At 70.2% G+C, this 24464-nt stretch carries 24 protein-coding genes; 12 read left to right on the top strand and 12 right to left on the bottom strand.

Features of this window, described 5'->3' with window-relative positions:
- Positions 1–603: 603 nt before the first annotated feature.
- The 3 genes from BM339_RS32170 to BM339_RS32180 are packed head-to-tail and all read right to left on the bottom strand — an operon-like array spanning position 604 to position 4171.
- Entirely contained in the window at positions 604–2088 is a 1485-nt protein-coding gene (locus BM339_RS32170) for an NAD-dependent succinate-semialdehyde dehydrogenase (protein ID WP_083598213.1), read from the bottom strand.
- Positions 2085–3104: a dihydrodipicolinate synthase family protein gene (locus BM339_RS32175; protein WP_075023302.1), complete on the bottom strand. Its 1020-nt coding sequence runs from the start codon at positions 3102–3104 to the stop codon at positions 2085–2087. The genes BM339_RS32170 and BM339_RS32175 overlap by 4 nt, the downstream gene beginning before the upstream one ends.
- A gap of 14 nt (positions 3105–3118) precedes the next feature.
- Positions 3119–4171 (bottom strand): ornithine cyclodeaminase family protein, encoded by a 1053-nt coding sequence (locus BM339_RS32180; RefSeq protein ID WP_075023303.1) that lies wholly within the window; start codon positions 4169–4171, stop codon positions 3119–3121.
- An 87-nt stretch (positions 4172–4258) separates the two neighbouring features.
- Between BM339_RS32180 and BM339_RS32185 the strand changes: the two genes are divergently transcribed.
- The gene (locus tag BM339_RS32185; RefSeq protein ID WP_075023304.1) at positions 4259–4792 is read left to right on the top strand and encodes a MarR family winged helix-turn-helix transcriptional regulator; all 534 of its coding nucleotides are present in this window, start codon (positions 4259–4261) and stop codon (positions 4790–4792) included.
- Here the strand turns inward: BM339_RS32185 and BM339_RS32190 are convergent.
- The 3 genes from BM339_RS32190 to BM339_RS32200 are packed head-to-tail and all read right to left on the bottom strand — an operon-like array spanning position 4776 to position 7884.
- Positions 4776–5918, bottom strand: a complete 1143-nt coding sequence (locus BM339_RS32190; RefSeq protein ID WP_075023305.1) for an FAD-dependent monooxygenase — start codon at positions 5916–5918, stop codon at positions 4776–4778. The two genes, BM339_RS32185 and BM339_RS32190, sit on opposite strands and share 17 nt — an antisense overlap.
- Entirely contained in the window at positions 5906–6832 is a 927-nt protein-coding gene (locus BM339_RS32195; protein WP_075023306.1) for an MBL fold metallo-hydrolase, read from the bottom strand. Before BM339_RS32195 ends, BM339_RS32190 begins: the two co-directional genes overlap by 13 nt.
- A 17-nt stretch (positions 6833–6849) precedes the next feature.
- Entirely contained in the window at positions 6850–7884 is a 1035-nt protein-coding gene (locus BM339_RS32200; protein WP_081842132.1) for a VOC family protein, read from the bottom strand.
- 114 nt (positions 7885–7998) lie between these two features.
- Between BM339_RS32200 and BM339_RS32205 the strand changes: the two genes are divergently transcribed.
- The 5 genes from BM339_RS32205 to BM339_RS32225 are packed head-to-tail and all read left to right on the top strand — an operon-like array spanning position 7999 to position 12502.
- A complete protein-coding gene (locus BM339_RS32205; protein WP_075023307.1) occupies positions 7999–8490 on the top strand; it encodes a MarR family winged helix-turn-helix transcriptional regulator in 492 nt (163 codons plus the stop codon).
- Positions 8483–9499: a fumarylacetoacetate hydrolase family protein gene (locus tag BM339_RS32210; RefSeq protein ID WP_143118688.1), complete on the top strand. Its 1017-nt coding sequence runs from the start codon at positions 8483–8485 to the stop codon at positions 9497–9499. The genes BM339_RS32205 and BM339_RS32210 overlap by 8 nt, the downstream gene beginning before the upstream one ends.
- Positions 9496–10512: an amidohydrolase family protein gene (locus tag BM339_RS32215; protein WP_021591593.1), complete on the top strand. Its 1017-nt coding sequence runs from the start codon at positions 9496–9498 to the stop codon at positions 10510–10512. Before BM339_RS32210 ends, BM339_RS32215 begins: the two co-directional genes overlap by 4 nt.
- Positions 10513–10520: 8 nt before the next feature.
- On the top strand, positions 10521–11486 hold the full coding sequence (locus tag BM339_RS32220; RefSeq protein WP_075023309.1) for a fumarylacetoacetate hydrolase family protein: 966 nt from the start codon (positions 10521–10523) through the stop codon (positions 11484–11486).
- Positions 11483–12502, top strand: coding sequence for an LLM class flavin-dependent oxidoreductase (locus tag BM339_RS32225; RefSeq protein WP_075023310.1), 1020 nt, complete (start codon positions 11483–11485; stop codon positions 12500–12502). The genes BM339_RS32220 and BM339_RS32225 overlap by 4 nt, the downstream gene beginning before the upstream one ends.
- A gap of 70 nt (positions 12503–12572) precedes the next feature.
- Here BM339_RS32225 and BM339_RS32230 read toward each other — a convergent pair whose 3' ends face one another.
- From BM339_RS32230 to BM339_RS32250, 5 genes are read right to left on the bottom strand one after another with little or no spacing between them, the layout of a single operon-like run.
- Positions 12573–13925, bottom strand: coding sequence for a hypothetical protein (locus BM339_RS32230; RefSeq protein WP_075023311.1), 1353 nt, complete (start codon positions 13923–13925; stop codon positions 12573–12575).
- Between the two features lie 9 nt (positions 13926–13934).
- Complete coding sequence (locus BM339_RS32235; protein ID WP_021591588.1) at positions 13935–14708, bottom strand: SDR family NAD(P)-dependent oxidoreductase; 774 nt, start codon at positions 14706–14708, stop codon at positions 13935–13937.
- Positions 14701–15651 carry an amidohydrolase family protein gene (locus BM339_RS32240; protein WP_083598220.1) on the bottom strand — a complete coding sequence of 317 codons (951 nt, stop codon included), beginning with the start codon at positions 15649–15651 and terminating at the stop codon, positions 14701–14703. Before BM339_RS32240 ends, BM339_RS32235 begins: the two co-directional genes overlap by 8 nt.
- On the bottom strand, positions 15644–16444 hold the full coding sequence (locus tag BM339_RS32245) for an SDR family NAD(P)-dependent oxidoreductase (RefSeq protein ID WP_021591586.1): 801 nt from the start codon (positions 16442–16444) through the stop codon (positions 15644–15646). The genes BM339_RS32240 and BM339_RS32245 overlap by 8 nt, the downstream gene beginning before the upstream one ends.
- Positions 16441–16968, bottom strand: coding sequence for a carboxymuconolactone decarboxylase family protein (locus BM339_RS32250; protein ID WP_075023312.1), 528 nt, complete (start codon positions 16966–16968; stop codon positions 16441–16443). The genes BM339_RS32245 and BM339_RS32250 overlap by 4 nt, the downstream gene beginning before the upstream one ends.
- 330 nt (positions 16969–17298) lie before the next feature.
- Between BM339_RS32250 and BM339_RS32255 the strand changes: the two genes are divergently transcribed.
- Positions 17299–18879, top strand: a complete 1581-nt coding sequence (locus BM339_RS32255) for an FAD-binding oxidoreductase (protein WP_075023313.1) — start codon at positions 17299–17301, stop codon at positions 18877–18879.
- Positions 18880–19027: 148 nt separating this feature from the next.
- On the top strand, positions 19028–19747 hold the full coding sequence (locus BM339_RS32260) for a GntR family transcriptional regulator (RefSeq protein ID WP_052357186.1): 720 nt from the start codon (positions 19028–19030) through the stop codon (positions 19745–19747).
- A gap of 18 nt (positions 19748–19765) precedes the next feature.
- Here BM339_RS32260 and BM339_RS32265 read toward each other — a convergent pair whose 3' ends face one another.
- On the bottom strand, positions 19766–20653 hold the full coding sequence (locus tag BM339_RS32265; protein WP_075023314.1) for an ABC transporter ATP-binding protein: 888 nt from the start codon (positions 20651–20653) through the stop codon (positions 19766–19768).
- Between the two features lie 529 nt (positions 20654–21182).
- Between BM339_RS32265 and BM339_RS32270 the strand changes: the two genes are divergently transcribed.
- The 4 genes from BM339_RS32270 to BM339_RS32285 all read left to right on the top strand — a co-directional run.
- Positions 21183–22181: an ABC transporter substrate-binding protein gene (locus BM339_RS32270; RefSeq protein ID WP_075023315.1), complete on the top strand. Its 999-nt coding sequence runs from the start codon at positions 21183–21185 to the stop codon at positions 22179–22181.
- Between the two features lie 31 nt (positions 22182–22212).
- Positions 22213–23082, top strand: a complete 870-nt coding sequence (locus tag BM339_RS32275) for an ABC transporter permease (RefSeq protein ID WP_081842134.1) — start codon at positions 22213–22215, stop codon at positions 23080–23082.
- A 50-nt stretch (positions 23083–23132) separates the two neighbouring features.
- On the top strand, positions 23133–23900 hold the full coding sequence (locus tag BM339_RS32280) for an ABC transporter permease (protein ID WP_200871671.1): 768 nt from the start codon (positions 23133–23135) through the stop codon (positions 23898–23900).
- Between the two features lie 118 nt (positions 23901–24018).
- Positions 24019–24464, top strand: a 446-nt coding sequence (locus BM339_RS32285) for an IclR family transcriptional regulator (protein WP_218163815.1), incomplete at its 3' end; no start/stop codon positions are given.

The raw sequence follows: 24464 nt of genomic DNA on the forward strand, positions 1-24464 counted from the left end.
AGCGGCCTGGCACCACGATGCAACGAGGCCGTGGTGCCAGGCCGTAGAGCGGTCAGCCCGCCTTGAGCGGGACGGGCAGCCGGTCGCGGAGTCCGTCGCTCGGGAGGGCCGAAGGTTGTCAACCGACACCCCGGCCGTGGCGCTTCGAGGACGGCGACGTCGGTGTAGATCTGGCTGGCGTAGCCGCTGCGGGGCAGTGGGTGCATTCGAGCTGCCGGGGGAACGAGCAGAGCACCTTGCGCACGCGCCCGGCCTTGAGGGTCGATGAGGTCGAACGGCATGCCGACGAAGCCGAAGCCGCCGACCAGCATGCTGCTGTCGCTCTTGATCCCCAGACCGGCCCCGTCAACTCGGTCCAGGGTCCCTGTCCCGTCGGCGGACACCGACGGCGGCGGCGCGTTCGGCCTCGGCCGTGACGTGCCCGATCACGCATGCCTGATCGCCCGGGCGGACTCGATGTCCCAGCCGGGCCGGACGTCCGGCGGCCGGCAGGAGCTGGCCCGGTGGGCGATCGCGGTCTTCGCCGTCACGGTCCCCGCCCCTTTCGCGTGCCTCTCCAGGGGGCTCAGTCTGCATGGCCCCGCATCCCGAGTTCATCAAGCCTTACCAAGACGCAGCGATGTACTTCGGTTCCAAGTACTCATCCAAGCCGTGGAACCCTCCTTCGCGTCCGAGTCCGCTGTGCTTCGATCCGCCGAATGGGGCGGCGGGGTCCGAGACGACGCCTCGGTTGATACCGACCATTCCGCACTCAAGACGTTCGGCGACGCTGAGTGCTTCGCCGAGGTCCCCGCTCTGCACGAATGACACGAGGCCCATGTCGGAGTCGTTGGCAAGTCGCACGGCTTCGTCGGTGTCGGAGAAACTCACGACGGGCGCCACAGGTCCGAAGATCTCGACCCGGAGGATGTCGGCCTCCGGAGAGACGCCCGACAGGAGGGTCGGAGCATAGAAGAATCCATGCTCAGGCAGGGAGCGGCGTTCGATTGTCGTTCGCGCGCCTTGATCGATGGCGCGGTCGACGATGCTTGTCACCTTTTCGTGCGCCGCTTCGTTGATAAGCGGGCCCATCTCTACCGTGGGTTGGAATCCATTGCCCACGGTCACATCGGCCAACGCGGTCGACAGGCGCGAAGTGAACTCCTCGACCACACTCTCGTGGACGTAGAAGCGATTCGCGGCAGTGCAGGACTGGCCGCTGTTGCGCAGCTTCGCCACCATCGCGTTCTTGACTGCAGCGTCGAGATCGGCGCTTGGGAAGACCAGGAACGGGGCGTTGCCGCCCAGTTCCATCGAACATGAGATGACACCGGCCGCGGCGGCGCGCAGGAGTGTCTGACCCGTGGCGGTCGAGCCCGTGAACGACAGCTTGCGCACTCGTGGGTCATCGAGCAGCGCGCCGACCACGCCGGGCGCGTCGCTGGTCGTGACCACTGTGACGACTCCGGGCGGGAGCCCCGCCCGTTCCAGGACGGCCGCGAGCGCGATCGCGCTGAACGGGGTCTCCGGGGCCGGTTTGAGCACGGCCGTGCATCCAGCCCCGATCGCGGGTGCCAGCTTTCGGGCGGCCATCGCGGACGGGAAGTTCCAGGGCGTCACCAGCACCGACGGGCCGATCGGGTGCCGGCTGACAAGGATGTGGTTGTCTCCGCTCGGCGCCGGGCGGAATTCGCCGTCGAGGGTCGTCACCTGCGATGAGTACCAGCGGAAGAATTCGGCGGAGTAGTCGATCTCGGCCCGCGCCTCGGCCAGTGACTTGCCGTTCTCGGCCGTGATGAGCCGTGCCAGGGGCTCCCTCTCGGCGAGCATGATCTCGTAGGTGCGACGCAGGACCTCGGCCCGAAACCGGGGTGCGGTCGCGGCCCAGGACCCTGCCACCGCGGCGCCGACGTCGAGTGCCGCCCGCGCGTCGTCGGGCGTCGCGTCGGCGACCGTGCCGAGTTCGCGTCCGGTGGCCGGGTCGATCACGGCGAGAACCTCGCCGGACGCGGGCTTCTCCCAGCCGTCCCCGAGGCGCAGAGCCGTTGCGGCCCGCGTGCCTCCACCGACGGCCTGCAGAAGCCCGAAGACGTCGATCTGCTCGCTCATGCGGGGTTCCGGCCGATGAAGAACTCCCGGAACGGGTCCATGCTCGGTTCGAGGCCCGAGTCGATGAGCCCCTTGCGCAGGGCCGTCATCTGCGCGTCGTGGATGCGCTGCGTGGGAGCACGCAGCGGACCGCCGTTGTAGCCCTGCAACCAGGCCTCGAACTTCCAGGCCTGCCGGTTGATGAACCACCCGCCGTGCAGTTGCGGCCCGAGCTGCTGCTTGGCGCGGCGAGCCGGGTGGATCTGCCAGTAGAGGCGCGTGGCCTCGTCGAACTCCTCCTTGGCGAGCAGGTCGAAGATCTTGGGGATCGTCGGTCCGTAGTACTCGTGGTCGCTGGTCGCGGAGACCTGGATCGGGACGAGCTGCGACAGCGGGATGAGGTCGGCCTCGATGGGGCAGCTGATCACGACCTCGTCCCCGAACAGGCGGTGGCACTCGACCAGGCCCATGATGCTCGGGTAGCCGCCCTCGGCCTTGATCGCGACGATGTTCGGGCAGTCGTCGAGCAGCCGCCGGATGACGCTCGCCGGGATGTCCGACGGATGGATGCGGGGCGAGAAGCCCCACAGGTACATCGGGAACATCATGACCGCGAGGTCGGTGGCGTCGCAGATGGCGCGCGTGTAGTCGTAGATGTCCTGCTCGGACTCGGGATAGAAGTTCGGCGGGTAGGACAGGAGCGCCAGTTCCGCGCCGGACTCCTCGGCGACCTTCAACGCCTCCAGGGTGTGCTCCAGGTCGCTCCAGCTGGAGTGGTGGACGAACAGCTGCCGGCCCGCGGCCTCGTCGGCGGCTATCTCGCAGAACCGCCGGTACTCGGGCAGCGTGATCGAGACCTCCGAGACCAGCAGCGCGCCGGCGAAACCGTACTCGAACTGCTTGCGGACGTCGTGGCGGATCGCCTGCTCGTTGATGTCCCTGAGATCGTTGGTGAAGGACGGGATGATGACGTTGATGACGCCGCGGAGATGTTCGCGGGCCCAGTCCCGGGCTTCGCTCCTGGTGTAGTCGACCATGTGCTTCTCCTCGCCTAGTTGCCTTCGAACCCCATGGGGAGCTCTGCCGTCAGCCCTGCCTCGCGTGCTCGTGCGAGCGCGAGGGAGGCGATGGCGACGTCCTGGAGGCCGCTGCCGACGGACTTGAAGATCGCCAGATCCGCCTCGGCGGCACGAGAGTCGAGTTCGCCCCCCACTAGGGCGCTCAGCGCGTGCACCTTCGTGTCGAACGGGATCCCGGCGCGGGCGGCCGCGAGGAAATCTCCCGCCTCGGAGGTCGCCTCGTCGACGACATCGCAGACGATCAGGTCGGAACGCTCGATGAGGTCGACGTCGATCTCGCGCTGTGACGGGACCGTCGAACCGATCGAGACGAGGGTCCGGCACCGGTTCAGGTCCGCCGCCGATACGATCGGCCGCTCGTCGTGTGAGCGTGCGGCCGCGACCACGAGCTCCGCGTCGCGCACCGCCTCCTCCGCGCTCGCGGCGGCACGGATTGGAAGGCCCAGTTCGGCCCCCATCTCGTTGGCGAAGGCCCGCCGCCGGGACTCGGTCGTGCTGAACACCGTCACCGTTCCGACGCCGAGCACGGCCGTGAGTGCCCGGACGTGCATGCGGGCCTCCAGACCGGTACCGAGGACTCCGAGTGGGAGCACCTCGCCGGCCGCGGTGTGCCGGCGCGTCAGCCGCCGGGCCGCGAGCGCCGATGTGGCCGCGGTGCGGATGCCGGTGACCGCCCGGGCGTCGACGAACGCCGAGATGGCGCCCGAAACCTTGTCGAACAGCACGACGAGGTACTGCGCCGTGTAGGGCCGACCGTGACCGGCTCGACGTCCGCCCATCACTTTGAGGCCGAAGTGGTCGCCGCCGCCGGGCAGCGCCGGCAGCACCCGCATCCAGTTTCCCTGCGGGGTGGAGGCGACGACGCGCGCGGGGAGCGCCGAGCCGTCGAACTCTTCCCCGTAGACGGTCTCCAGTGCGTCGACGCAGTCCGTCCACGCGAGTGCCTTCTGCACGGCCTGCCCCGACACGAAGACCGGCTGGTTGTCGGGGGTCCGCACAGGCGACGCGGAGGATGGTGCGCTCATGAGCAGGACCCTGTCATAATGACAGGGTCCTGTCAATATTCGATCCGAGTCGCACCTACGATGTGATCGACAGAGGAGAGGTGGCTCATGGCGCCCGAACGGCCGACCGCGCACCGCGCGGCGACCACGGCGGAGGCGGACGTGCTGGAGTTGCTCCACTCGCTGCACGGCGCCTCACAGGTGTACCGCGCCCGCGCCGACGAGAACGCCGCGGTCGGCGGAGTGAACTTCGCGCGCACCCAGGTTCTGGGGCAGTTGCGCGAAGGCCCTCAGTCCGTGCCCGCGGTCGCTCGCCGGCTGTCCCTGACCCGGCAGAGCGTCCAGTCCGTGATGGACCGGCTCCTTGAGGCCGGACTGGTGGAGCGCACCCCCAATCCCGGGCATCGGTCGTCGTCGCTGTTCCGCATCACGGCACAGGGCTCGGCGGTCATGGACGGCGTCCGGGGCCGGGCCGCCCGGATGTACGCCGCCATCGCCGCGGAGTTCACCGCCTCGGAGATCGAGGACCTGACGGCGATGTTGCAGCGGCTGCGCGATCTCGGGCTCGCCACGCCACGCGTCGGCGATGACACCGACGAGGCCCCCGCCGATCTGGACGAGACGCTCACGCGGGGGCGCTGAGCCGGGCCGTGATCTCCTGCTGGCGCGCACCCAGCGACGCCGCGAACTCGGCCTTGCGCACCGGGTCGGGCTCCATCTCGTTCAGCAGGATGGCGTGCGCCTGGTCCTGCACGTACTTGACCCGGTCATAGCGCCGCTTCATGAAGGCGTCGAAGGCCTGCGGGACGGCGGTGTCCACGAGCGTCTCGGCGAGGACGATCGCATCCTCCATCGCCATCCCCGCCCCCTGCGCGAGGTGCGGAGTCACGGCGTGCGCGGCATCGCCGATCAGCACGACGTGCCCCTTGTACCACGGGGCCGGGAGGAACACCTCTTCCAGGACCGCCACGTGGATCTCGCTCTCGGGCGTGATGGTGTCGCGGACATAGGCGATCAACCCGCCGAACGGGGCCAGCTTCTCCTTCAGCAGGCGGGCCTTCTCCGAGCGTCCTGGCATCTCCGACATCGAACCCGGTTCGACGACCAGCAGGTACATCACGTCGTCGTTCAGATGGAGCACCGTGGCCTTGGCGTCACCGACGTTCCAGTACTCGCTCAGGACCATGTCCGGGTGACGGGGTACCGCCATCCGCCAGCACACGTAGCCGGTCTCGACCGGCGCATGCCCGGTTCCGAACAGCTCCGACCTCAGCTGCGAGCGGATTCCGTCGGCACCGACCATCAGGTCATAGGGCTGCCGTGAACCGTCACTGAACTCGACCGTGACGCCGTCGGTCCCCTCGGCGATCTCCCGCCATGTCGTGCCGAGCCGGACGCGCACGCCGAGGTCGCCGACCGCGCGGGTGAGGACGGCGTGGAGATCGGCGCGGGTCATCGAGATCTGGAAGGGGACGTCGGGCGGATCGGACGGCACGAACTCCGCGGTGAGCCTGCCGTCGGCGGCGAACCGCCTGATCCCGCGGTACCGGTAGCCGGCCTCGGCCACCGCCTCGTAGAGACCGAGGCGCCGCAGGGCGCGCAGGGCGTTGGCGGGATGGTTGATGCCGACGCCGACCGTGAAGTTCTCCTCCTTGATCTCCGCCACGTCGACGTCCCAGCCCTTGCCGGCCAGGGCGAGCGCCGCGGCCAGCCCGCCGATTCCGGCGCCGACCACCAGGGCCCTGCGGCCCTCGTTCAGGCGAAGCATGTGAGCGCCTTCCCGCCGTTGAGCGCCATCATGTCGAGGCGAGTCGCGACCAGGTCGATCTCCTCGCCCGGGGCCGCGCCGTCCAGCTCGGCATAGGCCCGGTGCAGGTTCGCGACGATGCGCTCGCCGTCGCGCAGGTGCTCGAACGGATGCGGCCCGACGGTCCGGGCCGTCTCCAGCGGCGTCAGGCCCTGGCGGCGCCCGCGCTCAGCGGTCTCCAGGACGAAGGCCAGGTAGTCGATCTCCGTCTGGAAGACCTCCGGTCCGCACGGTTCGCCGTGGCCCGGAACCACCACGGCGGGTGCGAGGTCGCGCAGTTCGGCGAGCACCCGCAATGACCCTGAGATCGATCCCGCCGAGACGAGCGGCGCGCTGCCGTTGAAGGCGAGGTCGCCGGCGAAGAGGATGCCGTGCTCGGGGATCCAGACGACGAGGTCTCCGGCGGTGTGGGCCGGTCCGCCGACGCCGCGGACTTCGCAGCGCAGGTCGCCCGCCCAGAGCGAGAGCGTCCCGGTCACCGTCACCGCCGGCCGGGTGCTCCCGAGGTGACCCCAGTGGACGTCCGGGAAGGGGCCGTCCGGGTCCGGGCGGGTGGGAACGAGTTCGAGCATGGGGCCGCGGGCCGCCTCGTGGGCGATGACGACCGCGCGGTCGAACTGCGAGTTGCCGTTCGTGTGATCGGTGTGCCAGTGGGTGTTGACCAGGAGGCGGACGGGGAGCGGGGTGACGGCCGAGATGGCGTCCCGCAGCGCGGAGGTGCGCGCCTCGGTGGCGGCCGAGTCGACCAAGAGCACCCCGTCGTCCGCCACGACGAAGCCGCAATTGTTGATGAACCAGCCCCCGTCCGGCTGGATGTAGGCGTGGACGCCCGGTGCCAGCTCGACCGTGCGGGCGTCGGCGATCGCAGTACTCACGTGATTGCTCCTGGGGGTCAGATCGGCGCCGGGGTCCAGAGGCCGGAGTCCTCCTGCGTGACGGAGTCCAGCGCGAAGAGGTCCTCGATGGGGCCGGCCGTCCCCCACTGATCGCTCCATTCCGGTGTCGCGGGCCAGATGCGCGGCTGCCATGCGTCCTCGTCGAGGATGCATTCCAGCTCGGTGGTGTACTCGACGACGTTGCCGTGCGGGTCGGCGAAATAGGAGAAGGTGTTGTCCCCGGCGCTGTGCCGGCCCGGCCCCCACAGCGGCGGGTGACCGTGGCGCACCAGGCGTCCCGTGCCGCGCAGGTACTCGTCCAGGCCGCGCATCTCGAACGAGATGTGGTTCAGCGAGACCTTGGTGCGCTGGGCGAAGGACAGGCAGTGGTGCTCCGGCGAGACCCGGAGGAAGGCCATGCGGTCGGCGAGCCAGTCCGACAGCCGGAAGCCCAGGTGCTTCTGGTACCAGGCGCTCGTCCGCCGGGCGTCGGTGCTGTTCAGCACGACATGGCTGAGCCTGCGCGGGACGGACTCGCCGATCTCCAGATCCCGGAAGGGCTTCGGCGCGACGTCCGAGGAGACCTCGATCAGCCGGCCGTCGATGTCGAAGAACCGCATGCCGTAACCGCCGCCGGGCGTGTCGAGGACGGCCGGCTCGCGGACCGTCCTCACACCCGCCGTGGCGAGCTCGGTGTACAGCGCGTCGACCGAGGCGGCGCTCTTCGCGGCGAACGAGACGACGTCGACGCGCTTCTGGCCCGCCTGGCGCAGGCGGACGATGTAGGGCTCGGCGCTGCCGACCGACCCGAGGAACACGACGCCCCGGTCGTCGGCGACCCGGTACAGGCCCCAGACGCCCTCGTAGAACGCGACCGCGTCGCGGAGATCGGGCACGCCGAGCCCCACGTGACGCAGCCCGGTGAGATGCGACCGCGCGGCCACCGCCGAGGGCGGCTCCGGCCCGCGCGGCGCGAGGGGCGGAAGGATCCGCCCTGTGAACGGGGGAGGTTCGGCGTCTATCAGGTTGTTGCGAACGTCTGCTCGGTCCATGGTTATCGCGCCCTTCTGTGACCTGGTGCGACACTCTCCGACGCTCGGGCCCTTTGTCAACTGGTTGACGTCAACTAGTTGACGTAGATGGATCGGCGGTACTACAACCGTCACATGACGGAAGCAACTGACGTCGCGAACGGCCTGGGCGTCCTCGACCGGCTGATGTACGTGATGCACCGCATCCGCGTCAGCACGGCCGACGCCGTGACCGCGACGCTCGCGGATCTGGATCTGACCGGCACCCAGGCGCTGATCCTGGAGAGCCTGTACGAGATCGGCGAAGCGGGCGGCGCCGAGCTGGCTCGCCGGTGCCTGGTGAGCAGGCAGGCACTCAGCGCCCCCCTCGACAAGCTGGAGAAGCGCGCGCTGGTGTCCCGGCCCGCGTCGCACCACAGCGCCCGCGTGCGTCCCATCTCCCTCACGAAGGAGGGCCGCGCCGTCGCCGAGCAGGTGCGCGAGCGTGTCGCGGCGCTTGAGGAACAGTCCCGGAGCCACTTCGAGGGCGCTCGCCTTGACGACTTCAAGGGCATGCTGGAGGCGTACGCCGAGTTCTGGGAGCAGGCCGCGGTACGGGCCGGGGCGGGTTCGAACCGCCGTGGCTGAGCTTCAGTGGGGGGACGTGCCGAGCGGTGGATTCGGGTTCGCCCGGCTCGACCTCGGCGGCGGTCCGCAGGTCGCGGTCGTCGCCGACGGGCGGTCCTATGCCCTGGCCGACATCATCGACGGCGACCTGGCGGCCGCCACGAGCGTGGTGGATCTGCTCGCCGCCTGGGATCCGGTCTGTGACCGTGTCGAACAGTGGCTCGCCGAGAGGGCGTCCGGAGCGGCGGCGCGGACGCCCAGCGCCGACCAGGTACTGGTGCCGGTCGAGCGGCCTCAGATCTTCCAGGCCGCGGCCAACTACCGGCAGCACGTGATCGACCTGATGGTGGCGTCCCCACGGCCCGAGCACGAGCAGGCGAGCGAACCGGAACGCCGCGCGTTCGCCACCGCGCTGATGGACCAGCGAGCCAGGTCCGGCACGCCGACGGTGTTTCCCGGCACCGTGAGCGGGCTCGCCCCGGCCTTCGGCGAGGTCGTCATCCCGCCCGTCACCGACCAATGCGACTGGGAACTGGAGCTCGCGGTGGTGCTGGCCCGCGACGCCTACCTCGTCCCTCGCGAGTCGGCATGGCAGTACGTCGCCGGCTACACGATCGCGAACGACATCACCATGCGCGACCGCATCTACCCGACGGGGGACAGCTCACGCGGGGCCGACTGGCTCGCCTGCAAGGGCGCGCCCACGCTGCTTCCCGTCGGCCCTCTCGTCGTCCCGGCGCGGTACGTGCCGGACCCGTCCCGGTTGACGATCACGCTGAAGCTCAACGGCCGGACGATGCAGAACGAGGCCGCGGCAGACATGATCTTCGACATCCCGCGGCTGATCGAGCACACCTCCGCGTGCGCCCGGCTGGGGGCGGGAGACCTGCTGCTCACGGGGTCGCCCGCGGGAAACGGCGTCCACCACGGCCGGTTCCTTCAGGCCGGCGACGTGATGACCGGTTCCATCACCGGACTCGGAACGCAGCGAACGCCCGTCGTCGAGCACGAGCGGGGCGACCCCACGTGATCGACCTGCACGCCCACGCCTCCTCGCCGTCCGCGGCCGCCCTCGCCGCGCGGATGCCGGACCACGCCGAGCAGGCGAGGGCCATGGCCGCGCGTTACCGCGATCCCCGAACGGCCGCGCACATGGCGCGCGTGCAGCCCGAATGGGAGCATCGCCTCACCGACCTCGACACGCGTCTCGCGCACATGGACGCCGCCGGAGTGGACCTCCAGGTGGTGTCGGTCAATCCCGGCCAGTACTACCACTGGGCCGACCCTGACGACGCGATGGCGCTGACGGCCGCGATCAACGACGACCTGGCCGCCCTCGTCGAAAGACGCCCGGACCGCTTCCTGGCTTTCGGCACGGTCGCCCTTCAGCACCCGGCACTCGCGGCCGAGCAACTGGCGAACGTGATGGATCGGCGTGGATTCGTCGGAGTGCAGATCTCGACGCAGGCCGGCGGTACCGATCTCTCCGACCCTGCGTACGAAGTCCTCTGGAATGCGGCCGAGCGACACGGAGCGGTCGTGTTTCTGCACCCCTTGGGGTGCCCACAGATGACCGAGCGGCTGACCCCCGCCTATCTGAACAACATCGTCGGCCAACCCCTTGAGACGGCGGTGGCGCTATCTCTCCTCATCTTCACCGGAGTGCTCGACCGGCACCCTGAGCTGCGCCTGTGCGTCGCGCACGGCGGAGGGTACCTGCCGACGTACCTGGGACGCAGCGAGCATGCCTACCGGGTCCGCCCGGACAGCCGCACCATGGAACACCCGCCGGGGCACTACCTGCGCAGGATGTGGTTCGACTCGGTCGTCCACTCGCCCGGGGTGGCCCGAGCCCTGATCGAGGCCGTCGGCTCCGATCGGGTCGTGATCGGCACCGACTACCCCTTCGATATGGGGGACGCCGATCCCGCGGCGCTCGTCGACGCCGTCGCGGGCCTCACGGACGAGGCGCGAGCCTCCATCTACCGGGGCAATGCCGAACGGCTGCTCTCGCTCACTCCTCCTGACGGAACCGTCCTTTGAGAGGCATCATGCGCTGGACCGCTTACCGATCACCGCACGACCGCACCCCGCGACTCGGGCTCGTCGAAGGCGAGGAGGTCCTTGAGTCCCCCAGCCAGAACGACCTGCTCGCGCTGCTGGGGGACGACGGCTCCCGGATGACCGAGGCCGCCGAGGAGGCACGCACCGTCCCGGCCGCCCGCCGGCGCCTGGAGGACCTTCATCTCCAGGCTCCCATCCCGGTCCCGCCGTCGATCCGCGACTTCATGGCCTTCGAGGAGCACCTGCTGCCGATCCTGGCCGCGCGCGGAGCCCGGCTCGATCCCGCGTGGTACGAGATACCGGCGTTCTACTTCACGAACCCGGCCGCGGTGCTCGGCCCCACCGACGACGTGCCCTGCGCGCCCGGCGCGGTCGAACTCGACTTCGAACTGGAGATCGCCGCGGTCGTGGGGGCGGCGGGCCGCGACCTGACCCCGGAGCAGGGCACCGCCTTGATCGCCGGGTACATCCTCATGTGCGACTGGAGCGCCCGCGACCTGCAGCGCCGGGAGCGCGGTATCGGCCTCGGGCCGGTCAAGGGCAAGGACTGGGCGACCTCGTTCGGCCCCCTCTTCGTCACCCCGGACGAGCTGCCGCTCGATCCCCGCGGCCGTACGCCCGACATTCCCATGTCCGCGTCGGTCAACGGCCGCGCCTACTCCGAAGGGCGCCTCGGCGAGCTGTTCTGGACCTTCGGGCAGATGATCGCCTATGCGTCGAGGGGAACCGAGGTCCGCCCGGGCGATGTGATCGGCAGCGGGACGGTGGGCACCGGCTGCATCGCCGATCTCGCCGCCCGCCGTTCACCGGAGGAGTACCCGTGGCTTGAGGCGGGTGACGTCGTCCGGCTCGACGCCGGTCCGCTCGGCACGATCCAGAGCCGGCTCGTGCCGGCGCCCGCGGTGGTCCCTCTGGGTGATCCGCTCCGCCCCGTCAAGGAGGTCGCCCGGTGAAACGCTCGATCGTCTTCTCCGTCAGGTCGTTCGCGGTGCTCCGGCAGGCGGCGCGGATCGTCGAGCACCACGGCCTCGACCGCGCGTGGGTGACGGAGACGCCGGGGCGGGACGCGCTCATGCGGGCCGTCGAGGTCGCGGGCCACACCCGGCGGATCGGCGTCGGAACGGGCATCGCGTACGCCTTCACCCGCCATCCCCTCGCGATGGCCGCCGCCGCGATCGAGGCCAACGAGGTCACGGGCGGGCGGCTGACGCTCGGCGTCGGCACCGGTCCGGCGGACTTCCGCTCGGCCCTCGGCGTCGACTTCACCCGGCCGGCCGCCCGGCTGGGGGAGTACCTCGCGCTCGTCCGAGCGGCCCTGACCGCCACCGACGGCCTCGACTTCCAGGGAGAGTTCTACCGGACCAGGCTGGACTCGTTCGGCAGCGCGGTGCCGCTCGAGAACCGGGCCGCCATCCGGGTATACGGGTCCGGGATGACCCCCGCGTCGCTGCGCGCCATGAGCCGCGCCGCGCATGGAATAGCGCTGCATCCGCTGGCGGCCTTCGCGCCCTACCTCGAAGGGACCGCCCTTCCCAGCATCGCCGAGACCGGTGCCTCGCCCGCCATCGCCGCCTGGTGCGTGACCAGTGTCCACCCGGACGCGGGCCGGGCGATGCGGGAGGCGCGGGCACGTCTCGCCCTCTACCTCTCGGTGCCGGGCCTCGGCCGCGTCGCGGACGGCACCCCGTGGGAGAAGGACGTCGCACGGTTGCGGCAGGCGGCACCGGCCCACCACGGGCGCCCCGACTGGGCCGCGCTCGGGGAGCTGGTCCCGCCGGACCTCGCGGAGGAGCTCGCCGTGGTCGGCAGCCCCGACGAGGCGGCGGAGAAGCTGGCCTCGCGCCGTGCAAGGCTCGGCCTGCGCGGCATCGACGAACTCGTCCTGCAGCCGGCCGTGATGGGCGGTACGGACGAACAGTTGCTGGAGGCCATCGAGGGGACCGCGGCGGCTTGGGACGGCGTCTCCTGACACACCCGGGTCTCCTGAAACACCGGGTCTCCTGACACCGGCCCAAGCCGCGACGCTCGCGCCCCGAGGCTCAGGACGACCCGGTCAGGCCGCACTCGCGGGCGACATCGGCCAGCTCCGCATCGTCGAGCAGCCGCCCCCGCTCGGCCATGGTGTCCCGCACCCGCGCCAGGAAGGCGTCGACGCCCTGGTGATCGGGGGCGAAGCCGAGCTCGACGAGCTTGTCCCACGCGGTGAAGGGACCGCTCATCTCGGTGAGCGGGGCCCGCTGCTCCGACCCGACCCATTCCGGGGAGATGCAGTTGTGCAGGAGCGAGTCGACGCCGAGCTCCTGCGTCATGAAGTCCATGCCGCCCCAGCTGTAGACCTGGTCACCGGTGACCGGGTGGTTGTAGGCGCGCCGGTAGGAGGTCATCGCCTCGGCGGTCCGGGCCAGGTGCGTCAGGGTTCCGGGGTCGATGCCCGTGGACACCCCGTACAGTGCCTCGAACGCCGCGACCGTGGCCGCGAGGTCGGCGTTGCCGGGCCCTCCGCAGTAGCCGTTCACCGAGACCTCCACGGCGTCGGCGCCCGCGCGGGCCGCCGCGACCGCGACGGCGACCGCCAGGCCGAAGGTGTTGTGCGGGTGCAGCCCGATGCGGACCCCGGGCGCCAGCGCACGCGTGCGGCGGACGAGCTCGGCCATCGCCTCGGGGGCCATCGCTCCCGGGCCGTCGAACAGCGCGATCTCCGCCGCGCCGGCCTCGGCCAGCGCCTTCACCGTCCCGCTGTGACGCTCCTCGTCGAGGAAGGACACCATGAGCATCGGGGCCGTGACGGCGAGGCCCAGATCGCGGGCTCGGGCCACCAGGCTCACGGCCCGCTCCAGGTAGCCGTCCCGGTCGGCCGGCTGGCCTCGGCCGCGCCAGTCCTCCCCGGCCCACGTCCGCGCGAACAGGTGAGGCTCGTACATAGTCGAGGCACTGCCCCACGGCGGCACCCACACCTGGACGGCATCGAAACCGGCCTCCGCGGCCGCTTCGAGGTCGGCCGACGTGAAGAGCATCGGGCACGTCACCCGGCACTTCGGGTTCAAGGCGCGGATCTCCTGGACGTCCCGGCGGACGTCCTCGACCGGCCGTCCTCGCACGCCCGCCGCGACGATCTCCGGGACTCCGGACGCCACCAGCGCGCGCAGGAAGGAGCGCTTCGCCTCCGGTGTCGTCACGACTCCGGGGAGGGCCTCCAGCGACCTCATGGTGACGTCCCGCAGGGCGACCTTCGCCGGCATCGCGCCGACGATGGCCGGGTCCCGGTTGAGCGGGCTGACCGACCACCGGCCGGGCTCGTACGCCCCGGGTCTGCGCATGGCGTCGATGTCGGCCCGGAAGGCGCGCTTCTCCTCGTCGGTGAAGACGGTCGGCTTCTGATGGGAATGCGTCATCGTGGCTCCTTAGACCGCTGTCACGCCGCCGTCGACGGCGAAGTCGGCGCCGGTGACCCAACCGGCCTCGTCCGAGGCGAGGTAGACGGCGCACCAGGCGATGTCGTCGGGCACGCCGAGCCGGCCGACGAGCGTGCGGGCGATGAACCGTTCGGAGGCGGAGCCGGCCGAGAGGCCCGCGGCGGCGGTGGCGCGCGTCTGCACGAGCCCGGGCGCGATGGTGTTCGCGCGGATGCCGTCGGGCCCTCCCTCGACGGCGAGCTGCCTGGTCATCGACAGCACGGCGCCCTTCCCCGCGCAGTGCGCGACCATGCCGAGGCTCCGGCTCGCCCGGCGGGAGTTGACGGAGGCGAAGTTGATGATCGACGCGCTCCCGGCCGCCTTGAGCAGCGGCCAGGCTTCGCGGCAGGCGAGGAACACCAGGTCGACCTCTCCCGCGATGGTGGGCCGCCACTGCGAGTCGAAGTCCATCTCGTCGGCCCGCGCCATGTGCGGGGGGATCGCGGCGGCGTTGACGAGAACGTGCGCACGGCCATGCCGTTCACGGGCCACGCCCACGTACCGCCGCACATCGTCCGGCCTGGTGAGGTCCAGCGGGTGCACCGACTCGATCGGGGTGCCCGCCTCCGCGGCGAGGGCCACGGTCTCCTCCGCGCGATCGGGATCGATGTCGCAGCCGATGACCGACGCGCCCTCGGCCGCGAACCGGAGCGCGATGCCCTGGCCGATCCCCGCGCCGATGCCCGTCACCAGCGCCACCTTGTCCTTGAGCCGCTCAGCCATGCGCAAATCCTTTCGAAGCGGGTTCGGTTGCCGGGCCGAAGCCGAAGAGCTCCGCCGGGTTGGTCACGAGCAGGCGTTCCCGCAGGGCCGCCGTCGGGGCCATCTGCTCGATGAGGTCGACGAGCATCCCGTCGTCGGGCGCGGTCCCGGTGATGTTCACGTGGGGATAGTCGGTCCCCCAGACGACGCGTTCGGGGAACCGTTCCACGAGGAGCGCGGCCAGCGCCACGGCGTCGGGATAGGGCGGGCCGACGAGGGACAGCCGGTCCACGCCGCTGAGCTTCACCCACACGTCGCCGCGTTCCAGCAGGGACGTCAGCGCCTGGACCGAAGGCCCGTCGAGCCCTTCCGCGAGATCGACCCGGGCCATGTGGTCGATGACCACCGGCGCGGGGATGGCGGCGATCAGTGCGGCGTGCTCCACGATGCCGCGGGCCCGGACGTGGATCTCGGCATGCCAGCCGAGATCGGCCACCTGCCCGAGCATCCGCAGGGCCTGCTCCGGCTCGGGGCCCGGCCCGAGATGGGTGACGAAATGCAGCCGGGCGCCGCACACCCCGGCCGAGTCGAGCCGGAGGATCTCCGCCGTGCCGATCCCCGGCCGGAGGATGGCCACGCCGCGGCGGTTCGCGGGGTCGGCGGCCAGCGCGTCCAGCAGCGGACGGTGGTCCGTGCCGTGCCCTGCGGACTGGACGAACACCGCCCGCTGGAACCCCAGGAAGCGCTGCAGGCCCGTGACCTCGTCCCGTGGCGCGTCGACCGGGGTGAAGGCCCGGTCAGGTGGATAGGGGAACACGTCGGCGGGCCCGAAGACATGGCAGTGGGCGTCGGTCGCGCCGCTGGGGAGTGCCAACGATGGTCTGCGCGGCCGCGGGTGCGGTCCCGGATTGCCCGGGGACGGCGTGAACACGCGGGCGGCCTCGGCGCCGGTCGCCTCAGTCACAGCGCGCCGTCATTCCCCCGTCGACGACGAGTTCCGTCCCGGTGACGAACCTCGACTCGTCGCTCGCGAAGAACAGGGCGGCATTGGCCGTATCACGGCCATCGCCCATGAAACCGAGCGGAATCCTCGCCTGGCGCTGCCGCAGCAGGAGCGCGACGTCGCCTCCGGCGCGCTGCCCGGCCAGCCGCGCCTCCACCATCGGCGTGTGGAGCTGACCGGGGACGACGGTGTTCACCCGCACTCCGAACGGCGCGTACTGGACGGCGGAGACCCGGGAGAGCTGGATGACGGCCGCCTTCGCCGAGGCGTACGCCACCTGGGCCGCGCCGGTGTAGCGAAGGCCCGACGCGGAGGAGATGTTGACGATGGAACCGCCGCCGCCGGAGCGCATGACGGGAACCGCGGCCTTGCATCCCAGGAAGACGCTCGTCAGATTGACCTCCAGCTGCGCGTGCCAATCGTCGATACCGAGCTCGGCGACGCCGCCCGCGCGGGATCCGCCGACGTTGTTGACGAGGATGTCGAGCCCGCCGTGCTCCTCGACGCAGGCGCCCACGAAGGCCTCGACGGCCTGCTGGTCGGTGACGTCCGCGAGCCGGAGCGCGGCCGACCCGCCGATCTCACGGACCTGCTCGAACGTCTTCTCCAGGGACTCCTTGTCGCGGTCGACCAGGAGGACATGAGCGCCCTCGCGGGCGAAGGTGACGGCGGTCGCCCTCCCGTTGCCCCATCCGGGGCCGACGCTGCCCGCGCCCGTGATGACGGCGACCTTGCCTTCCAGCCGCCCCGTCATGACGCACCGTCCGTGGACGTGATGCCGAGGGCGACGATGAGCCGGGAGACCATGTTGTAGGCCGCGATGACGACGGCCAGCTCGACCAGCGCACCGACGCCGAGCCGGGCCCGCAGGTCCGCGAAGAGGTCGTCCGGAACCCGCAGGTCGCGGGTCATGGCGTCCGTCAGCCGCAGGACCGCCGCCTGCAAGGGGGTGAACACGTCGGCGCCCTTCCCGCCGGCTATGCGGAGCTGGGCGAGCTGTGCCGGCCCCAGCCCGGCCGCCTCGGCATCGGGCAGGTGGGCGTCCCACTCGTAGGCCGCGTCGTTGAGGACGGCCACGCGGAGGATCGCCAGCTCCCGGAGATCCGCCGGAAGGAACTCCCCGGCGCGCAGGGCCCCGAGCAGCGAGTTCCAGCCGTCCGCCGCCTGCGGCGCGTGGAGCAGTACATGGTCTAGGGGCCGCAGCACTCCGCCCGCGCGGCGGTGCCGGATCCGATCCGCGATCTCGCCCGTGCCGGTTGCCTCCGGGACCCGCGCCATCTCAACCTCCTACTGTGACAAGCCAGTCCGGACCCATGTGTCGACACAAGGTCGGTGTTTCCGGTGATCGTCCGCCCACGTCCGAGGGCATCGGCGGACGCCGCGGCCACGCTCGATGCACGGTTGTGGCCGGTAGTCGCCGATTACTATACTGTCGACACATCCCGAATCCTTCAACCCGGGTCGGGATCAGAAGTGGGCCGGCCGACCAAAATGTCGACAGATTGCCGATAGGGCTCATCACATCAGAGGTGATCAGGTGCGCTGCTCCGAGCGCAGCGCCCCCGTCGACGTTCATCGGCACGCCTGTGACGGAAGGAGATGACGCGCATGACCCAGGTGACGGAGGGACGTCCGGCCGAGGCGTCGCTCGAGGCGGCGCTCGCCCGGTTCGAAGCGATCGTCGGGCCGGAGCACGTGCTCCGCACGACCGCCGCGCTGGAGGAGTTCCGCGACCCGTTCCAGCCGGCCGGCTGGGACGACCACACGCCCTCGGCGGTGGTCCAGCCCGAGACCGTCGAGCAGGTCCAGGAGATCGTCCGGGTCGCGGCCGAGCGCTCCGTTCCGCTGTGGCCGAACGGCCAGGGCCGCAACAACGGATACGGTGGCGCGGGCCCGCGGCTCTCCGGCTCGGTCACGGTCAATTTCCGGCGGATGAACCGGATCTTGGAGATCGACGACGAGCTCTGTTACGCCCTGGTCGAACCGGGCGTCAGCTTCCTGGAGCTCGACGCAGCCCTCCGGGACGGGGGACATCCGCTTCTGCTGTCGGTTCCGGACATCGGGTGGGGCAGCCTCGTCGGCAACTCCCTGGACCACGGCGTCACCTACCTGAAATACGGGCAGGACTTCATGGCGCCCTGCGGGCTGGAGGTCGTGACGGCCGACGGCGAACTGCTCCGCACCGGTATGGGCGGCGTCCCGGGAAGCCGCAGCTGGAACCTCTACCGGCGCGGCCTCGGGCCCTCGCTCGACCAGCTGTTCATGCAGTCGAACCTCGGAATCGTCACCAAGATGGGCGTGTGGCTCCAGCGCAGCCCGGAGGTCGTCATGCCGGTGACGGTCGTCGCCCGCAGGGAGGACGACATCGTGGAACTGGCCGACACGCTCCGCGGGCTGCTCCTCGACGGGACGGTCGCGGGCGTCCCCGTCATCTACAACACGCCGAGCGCGGCGGCCATGGTCTCCCAGCGCTCCGACTGGTACGACGGCACGGGGCCGATGCCGGAGGAGGTCCTCGACCGGGTCGGGCGCGAGCTGGGCATCGGACGCTGGACCATGCGGCTGTCGCTCTGGGGCGACGGCCCGGTCGTCGACCACAGGTTCGCCAAGATCAAGGCCGCGTTCGGCGCGATCCCGGGGGTGGAGGTCACCGGGCGGCGGACGACCCCCGAGCGGGCGAGGGAGCTGGAGCACCCGTCCGATCGGGTCGCGGCCGGCGTCCCCGGCCTCGACCTCGTCGGCATGGCGGGCTGGCGCGCCGGCGCACGCGGCGGGCACATGGACTTCGCCCCGGTCGTGCCGCTGAAGGGGGCGGAGATCCTCCGGTTCGTCCGCACCTTCCGGCCGATGGTGGAGGCCGTCGGGCTGGACTTCAAGAGCGCCATCATGGCGATCTCGGAACGCAGCGCGATCTACGTCAGCGGCAGCAACTTCGGATTCGACGACGAGGACCAGGCCCGGCTCGTTTACGAGACCATGAAGAAGCTCGTCAGCGAGGCGGGGAAGCGCGGATACGGCAACTACCGAGCGCATCTCAGCGTCATGGATGTGGCCGCCGAACAGTTCTCGTTCAACGACCACGCGTATATGCGCTTCGTCGAGAAGATAAAGGACGCGGTGGATCCGGCCGGCATTCTCGCGCCCGGCAAACAGGGCATCTGGCCGGCGTCGCGTCGGCACCGGCCTTGACCTACGGACGTCCGTCGTCGCCGGGCGGGGCGGAATTGGGCTCCGCCCGGCGGGCGCGGTCACTTCCGTGCCCGCGGGCGGCGACGTTGGAAGCGTGTGCCGATGTGCGTCAGACTTGCGCGTGCATTGCAGCGGAGACGGGGAATCGATGAGCGAGGTCGTAGTGGAGCAGGCCGAGGGCCGTACGGCGGAATTGGTGCGCCTCCTCCAGATCGAGGAGCGGCGCGAACCCGCCGTCGCCCATGTCGCGATCTGGGTCGCTCGCGGCATCGTGGAAGGCCGCCTCAAGCCCGGCCAGGATCTCAACTCCGTCGACCTGGCCCGCCGCTTCGAAAGCAGCCGGACCCCCGTCCGGGAGGCCCTGATGCTCCTGGAGTCCGAAGGGCTCGTGGAGATCAAGGCGCGCAGGCGCCCGCGGGTCGCCTCGTTCACTCCCGAGCGGGTACGCGAGATCTACCTGGTACGGCGGCACCTCCTGGCGCTGATGGGCTCACTGGTGACGGAGCACATCACCGACCAGGAGATCGAGGACCTGCGGGACCGGCTGTCCCGGATGCAGGAGGCGGCCGAGGCGGGCGACGTCGACGGCTACTTCTGGGGCCACGTCGACCTGCAGAGCCGCCTGCTGACGATAGCCGGCAACGACACGCTCACCAAGATCCTCGACTCCCTGGCGCTGCGCACGCTCGTCTTCCGGCACGCGTCCCTGGCCCGCCCGGGTCGCCTGACCGCGTCGGTGGCCGACCAGGTGAGGATCTTCGAAGCGATCGCCTCCCGCGACGGCGAACTCGCCGCGCTGCTGCTCTCGCGTGCCACCGACGCGGCCCTCAAGGCCATCGACCTGTCCGTGCTCACCTCTTCCGACTGAGGCTCCGACGCTTCACCGTCACACCGTCGCGCTACGGGCGGGGCCCCTCCCGGAGCGGCCGTCGGGCGTGGCCGGCCCGGCGGGCGGGCCAGTCGCGGCGGAAGAACCGGGAGGCGTGGGCTGGCCCGCGCGGATCTCCTCGAGCACGCGGGTCCGGAGCTCGGCGAACCTGGGAAGAGCGCGCGTGGTGATCTGGTCGCGGTCCGGGCCCAGGTCGATCGCCAGATCGTCGACGACGTGGGTCGGGCGCCCCGCCATGACGACGACCCGGTCGGAGAGGTAGACGGCCTCGTCGATGTCGTGCGTCACCACGACGACGGTGATCCCGAGCTCGCGGCGCAGCCGCAGAGCCAGGTCCTCCAGCTCGAAGCGCGCCTGCGCGTCCACCGAGCCGAAGGGCTCGTCCATGAGCAGGATGGGGGAGCGGTACGCGATGGCGCGGGCGATCGACACCCTTTGCTGCATCCCGCCTGAGAGCTGCCAGGGGTACTTGCCGCCGACACCGTGCAGTCCCACGGCCTCCAGGCTCTCCTCGGCGCGCGCCATGCGCTCCGACTTCTTGACACCCATTCCTTGGAGCGGCAGGGCGACGTTGTCCCAGACCTGCAGCCACGGCATGAGAGATCCCCGGTAGTCCTGGAAGACGACGGCGATCTCGGGAACGGGCTGGGTCACCTGCCGGCCGGCCACCGAGACGGCGCCGGCCGTAGGGCGGAGGAGCCCCGACAGGCAACGCAGCAGCGTCGTCTTGCCCGCGCCCGAAGGGCCCACGATGCACACGAACTCGCCGTACGAGACGGTCAGGCTGATGCCGCCGAGGACATCGTGAGCGGTGGCGCCGGTGCCGTACGTCATATGAATGTCGTCCACGACGAGATGCGGGGTGCGGGTCGTCTCCTCTGACATGAGCCTCGTATCCAGTGGTGAGAGAACTGATGGCGTGGCCCACGCTACTGTCGACACTGATGCTCTGGCAAGGGGCGTATCCTCTGCACTCTTCCCCAGGAGGATGCTTTCTGTGCGCCATGTGTCGACACCTGAAGGTGCGAGCCTCGGTTGCCCGCCGTCGGGCGGTCACCCGAGTCCGTCCCCGATGAGGAGTGGTCGAACCCGCCCCGACGTCAGCGGGCTCGCGTCCGTGAGCGCCCCTCCCTGCCACGCGGCGAAGTGTCGACACAGTATCAATCGGACCGGTGGGCGTGTGTGGTCGGCCACGTGCCGGAGACGGGGTCCCATGACGGACATAGGCGCAGACAAGGGTGGCTAAAGCGGGATGTGGAGCGGGGTTGCCGGACGAAGGGTGCCGTGTGCTTGACAGTCCAAATCTGTCGACAGTATGGTCCGAAAGCAGTGAGACCGTCGTCACAGACGCGGTCGGCCACCTCACATCCGAAGTCCTCGTCGGCTTGGCCGATCTCTGGAAGGAACCACGAATATGCAGGTCAGCAGTCTCATGCGCCGATGGCTCGCCGGTATGGCCGGCCTCTCACTCCTCGCGGGCTCCCTCGTCGCGTGCGGCGACTCGGACAGCGGCAAGACGGCCGACGGGCTGACCAAGGTGACCGTGCTCCGCTCGTCCGGTTCGACCTTTGAGCCCCTCTACATCGCGCAGGACCAGGGATACTTCAAGAGCGCCGGGCTGCAGGTGACGATCAAGGCGGGCGCGTCGGACCAGTCCCAGAACGCGCCGTCCGTCCTGCGGGGCGAGGCGCAGTTCGCCATGTCGGACAGCGTCCAGGTGGCGAAGGGGGCCGAGGCGGGTCTCGCCATCAAGATCGTGTCCGGCCTCCAGTCGTCGACCACGGCCGCTCCGCCGTCCGACGGGCTCGCGGTCCCGGCCGACAGCCCGATCAAGTCGTTCGCCGACGTGGGCGGGAAGACGATCGCCCTCCCGAACCTCGGGGGCAGCATCCAGGTCATGAGCAACTACGCGGCGGAGCAGGCCGGGGTGAATCCCTCGACGATCAAATACGTCGCCCTGCCGTTGAACTCCATCGTCGACTCGCTGAACAAGGGGCAGGTCGACGGCGCCTACATCTTCGCGACCTTCCTCGACGCCGCGCGGACGTCCGGTAACCGGATCATCGGCAAGGGAATGAACGAGCTGCCGGGCTTCCCGCAGTCCATCCTGTTCGCCGGGTCCGACTGGCTGAAGGAGAACGACGCCACCGCCAAGAAGTTCGTCGACGCGGTCGCCAAGGCCATCGCCTACGCCAACACGCACCCGGACGACGTCCGCGCGATCGACACCAAGTACACCCAGCTTCCGCCGAACTACATCAAGAACCGTTCGATCCAGCCGTTCTCGGCTCAGATCGACACGGAGACGCTCAAGACGGTCGTGAGCAAGATGGCCGCCTACAAGATCTCCAAGTCTGCGCCCGACCCGTCCTCCCTCCTGTGGAGCGGCGCACCGACGGGCGACATCAAGTGAGGCAAGGCCCTGGCGGAGGAACACCGATTCCATGACCCGTGCACCAGCGACAGCAGAGGCGGAGGGTGAGGAGATGGCCTCGACGGCGTCGACGGACGAGATCCCACGTCGATCCGCCCTGGGGATGTTCACCAGGAGGCGGGCGCTCCGCCTTCAGCAACTGCTCGTGGTGATCGTGGTGGTCGCCTCGTGGACGGTCCTGTGCGAGAGCGGATGGATCAGCCGCGAGGCGCTCCCCACCCCGATCCAGGTCGCGAAGGCTCTGTGGCGGGCCCTTTTCACGGCCGATTTCTGGGTGGCCGTGGGGCAGACCCTCCGCGGAGCCGTCTCCGGACTGCTCCTGGCGGCGCTCATCGGGATTCCCCTCGGGCTGCTCACCGGAACCTATGCCGCGGCGGAGCGGTCGAGCCGGCTTCTCGTCGACGTCCTGCGGTCGTTCCCGGTCATCGCGCTGCTGCCCGTGTTCCTGCTCGTGATGGGCTCCAAGCCGCAGCTGGAGATCACCGTCGTCCTCATCGCCTGCGTGTTCCCCATCTTCCTGCAGGCCCAGTACGGCGCCAGGGACGTCAGACCCATCATCGACGACACCGTGCGGAGTTTCCGCGTCCCGCGCCTCCTGCGGTTCCGCAAGGTCGTCCTGCCGAACGCCACACCGTCGATCATGACGGGCCTCCGGTTCGCCGCGACGACGTCGGTGCTCGTCGCGCTCGGGGTGGAACTCCTCACCACGCTGCCCGGCATGGGACACACGATCGCGAGCGCCCAGCAGAACGGCAACGCGCCTCTCGCCTTCGCCTACATCGTCACCGCCGGCTTCCTGGGCTGGACCATCAACAAGTGCTCCGATCTCTTGCAGGACCGGCTTCTGGCATGGCGCCGGTCGACACGGGAAGTGGTCTGATGGCTACGACACGGCAATCTGTCCGCAGCGGGATGCTGGGCCGGATACTGATGCAACTCTGGTTGCCCTGTGTCGTGGTCGCCATCTGGTGGGTCTGGTCCGCCGGCCACAGCAGCTTCAACTTCCCGTCGCTGCCGACGATGCTGACGGCGATGTGGGACGGCCTGGCGCACGGAGGGCTGAAGTCGGACCTGTGGTTCAGCCTCAAGAACGTCCTCGCCGGACTGGCGATCGCCACGGTCGCGGGGGTGGCCGCGGGCCTGGTGATCGGCGAGTCCGACGGCCTGCGCCGCGCGACGGGTCCCATGCTCGACTACTTCAGGGCGACGCCGACGATCGCCTTCGTGCCGATGATGATCCTCACGTTCGGGGTCGGCGCGACACCCAAGATCGTCCTCATCGTCCTCGGGTCGTTCTGGCCGATCCTGCTCAACACGATCAGCGGTGTGGCGGGCATCAACCCGGCGGTGAACGACACCGCGAGCAGCTACCGGGTGCCGTGGCGCCTGCGGCTCCTCAAGGTCACGCTGCCCGGGGCCTCACCCCAGATCTTCGCCGGTCTGCGGGTCGCGCTGCAGATCGCGATCGTGCTCATGGTCGTGAGCGAGATCTACGGATCGCCGGTGGGCCTCGGGCACTTCATCCTGGAGAGCGGATCCAGCTTCCGGGTCGCCGACACCTGGGGCGGAACGATCCTGATCGGGATCGTCGGATACGTCCTGAGCGTGGCGCTGCTCTTCGTCGAGCACGCTCTTCTCGGCTGGCATTTCGAGCGCGCACCGCGAGCCAAGCGCTTCCAGCGCCTGCAGCACGGCTGACCGGCTTCGACCGGGCGTGAAACGAAGCCTCCGTCCCGTATTCGGGAAAGCATCCGGGCCCAGCGTCGGGAAGGAGGTCGCAGAAAGCATGCCTCCCACGGGTGAACCTGGCAGGACGGTGAGTTCCCGCCTGCTGGACATCCTCTTCGCCTTCCGTCCGGACCGTCCTGACCTGAGCCTGGCCGATCTGGTGCGGGCGACCGGCATGCCGCATCCCACCGCGCGCCGGCTGGCTCTGGAGCTGGTCGAGGCGGGCGCGCTGGAGCGCGGGGAGGACCGGCGGTTCACGATCGGTCTGCGGCTGTGGGAGCTGGGCACCCTGGCGCCGCGGACCGAGTCGCTGCGGGCCAGGGCCCAGCCGTTCATGGAGGACCTGCACAGCGCGCTGCACCAGCATGTGCAGCTGGCCGTCCTGGAGGGACACGAGGCGGTGATCATCGAGCGGTTCTCCGCGCCGCACGCGCTGGGGCTGGTGTCGCAGGTCGGGGGGCGCCTGCCGCTGCACTGCTCGGGCGTGGGCAAGGTGCTGCTCGCCCACGGCGGCCCGGAGCTGATCGACAAGGT

The organism is Actinomadura madurae, from assembly GCF_900115095.1.
Classification (GTDB): domain Bacteria; phylum Actinomycetota; class Actinomycetes; order Streptosporangiales; family Streptosporangiaceae; genus Spirillospora; species Spirillospora madurae.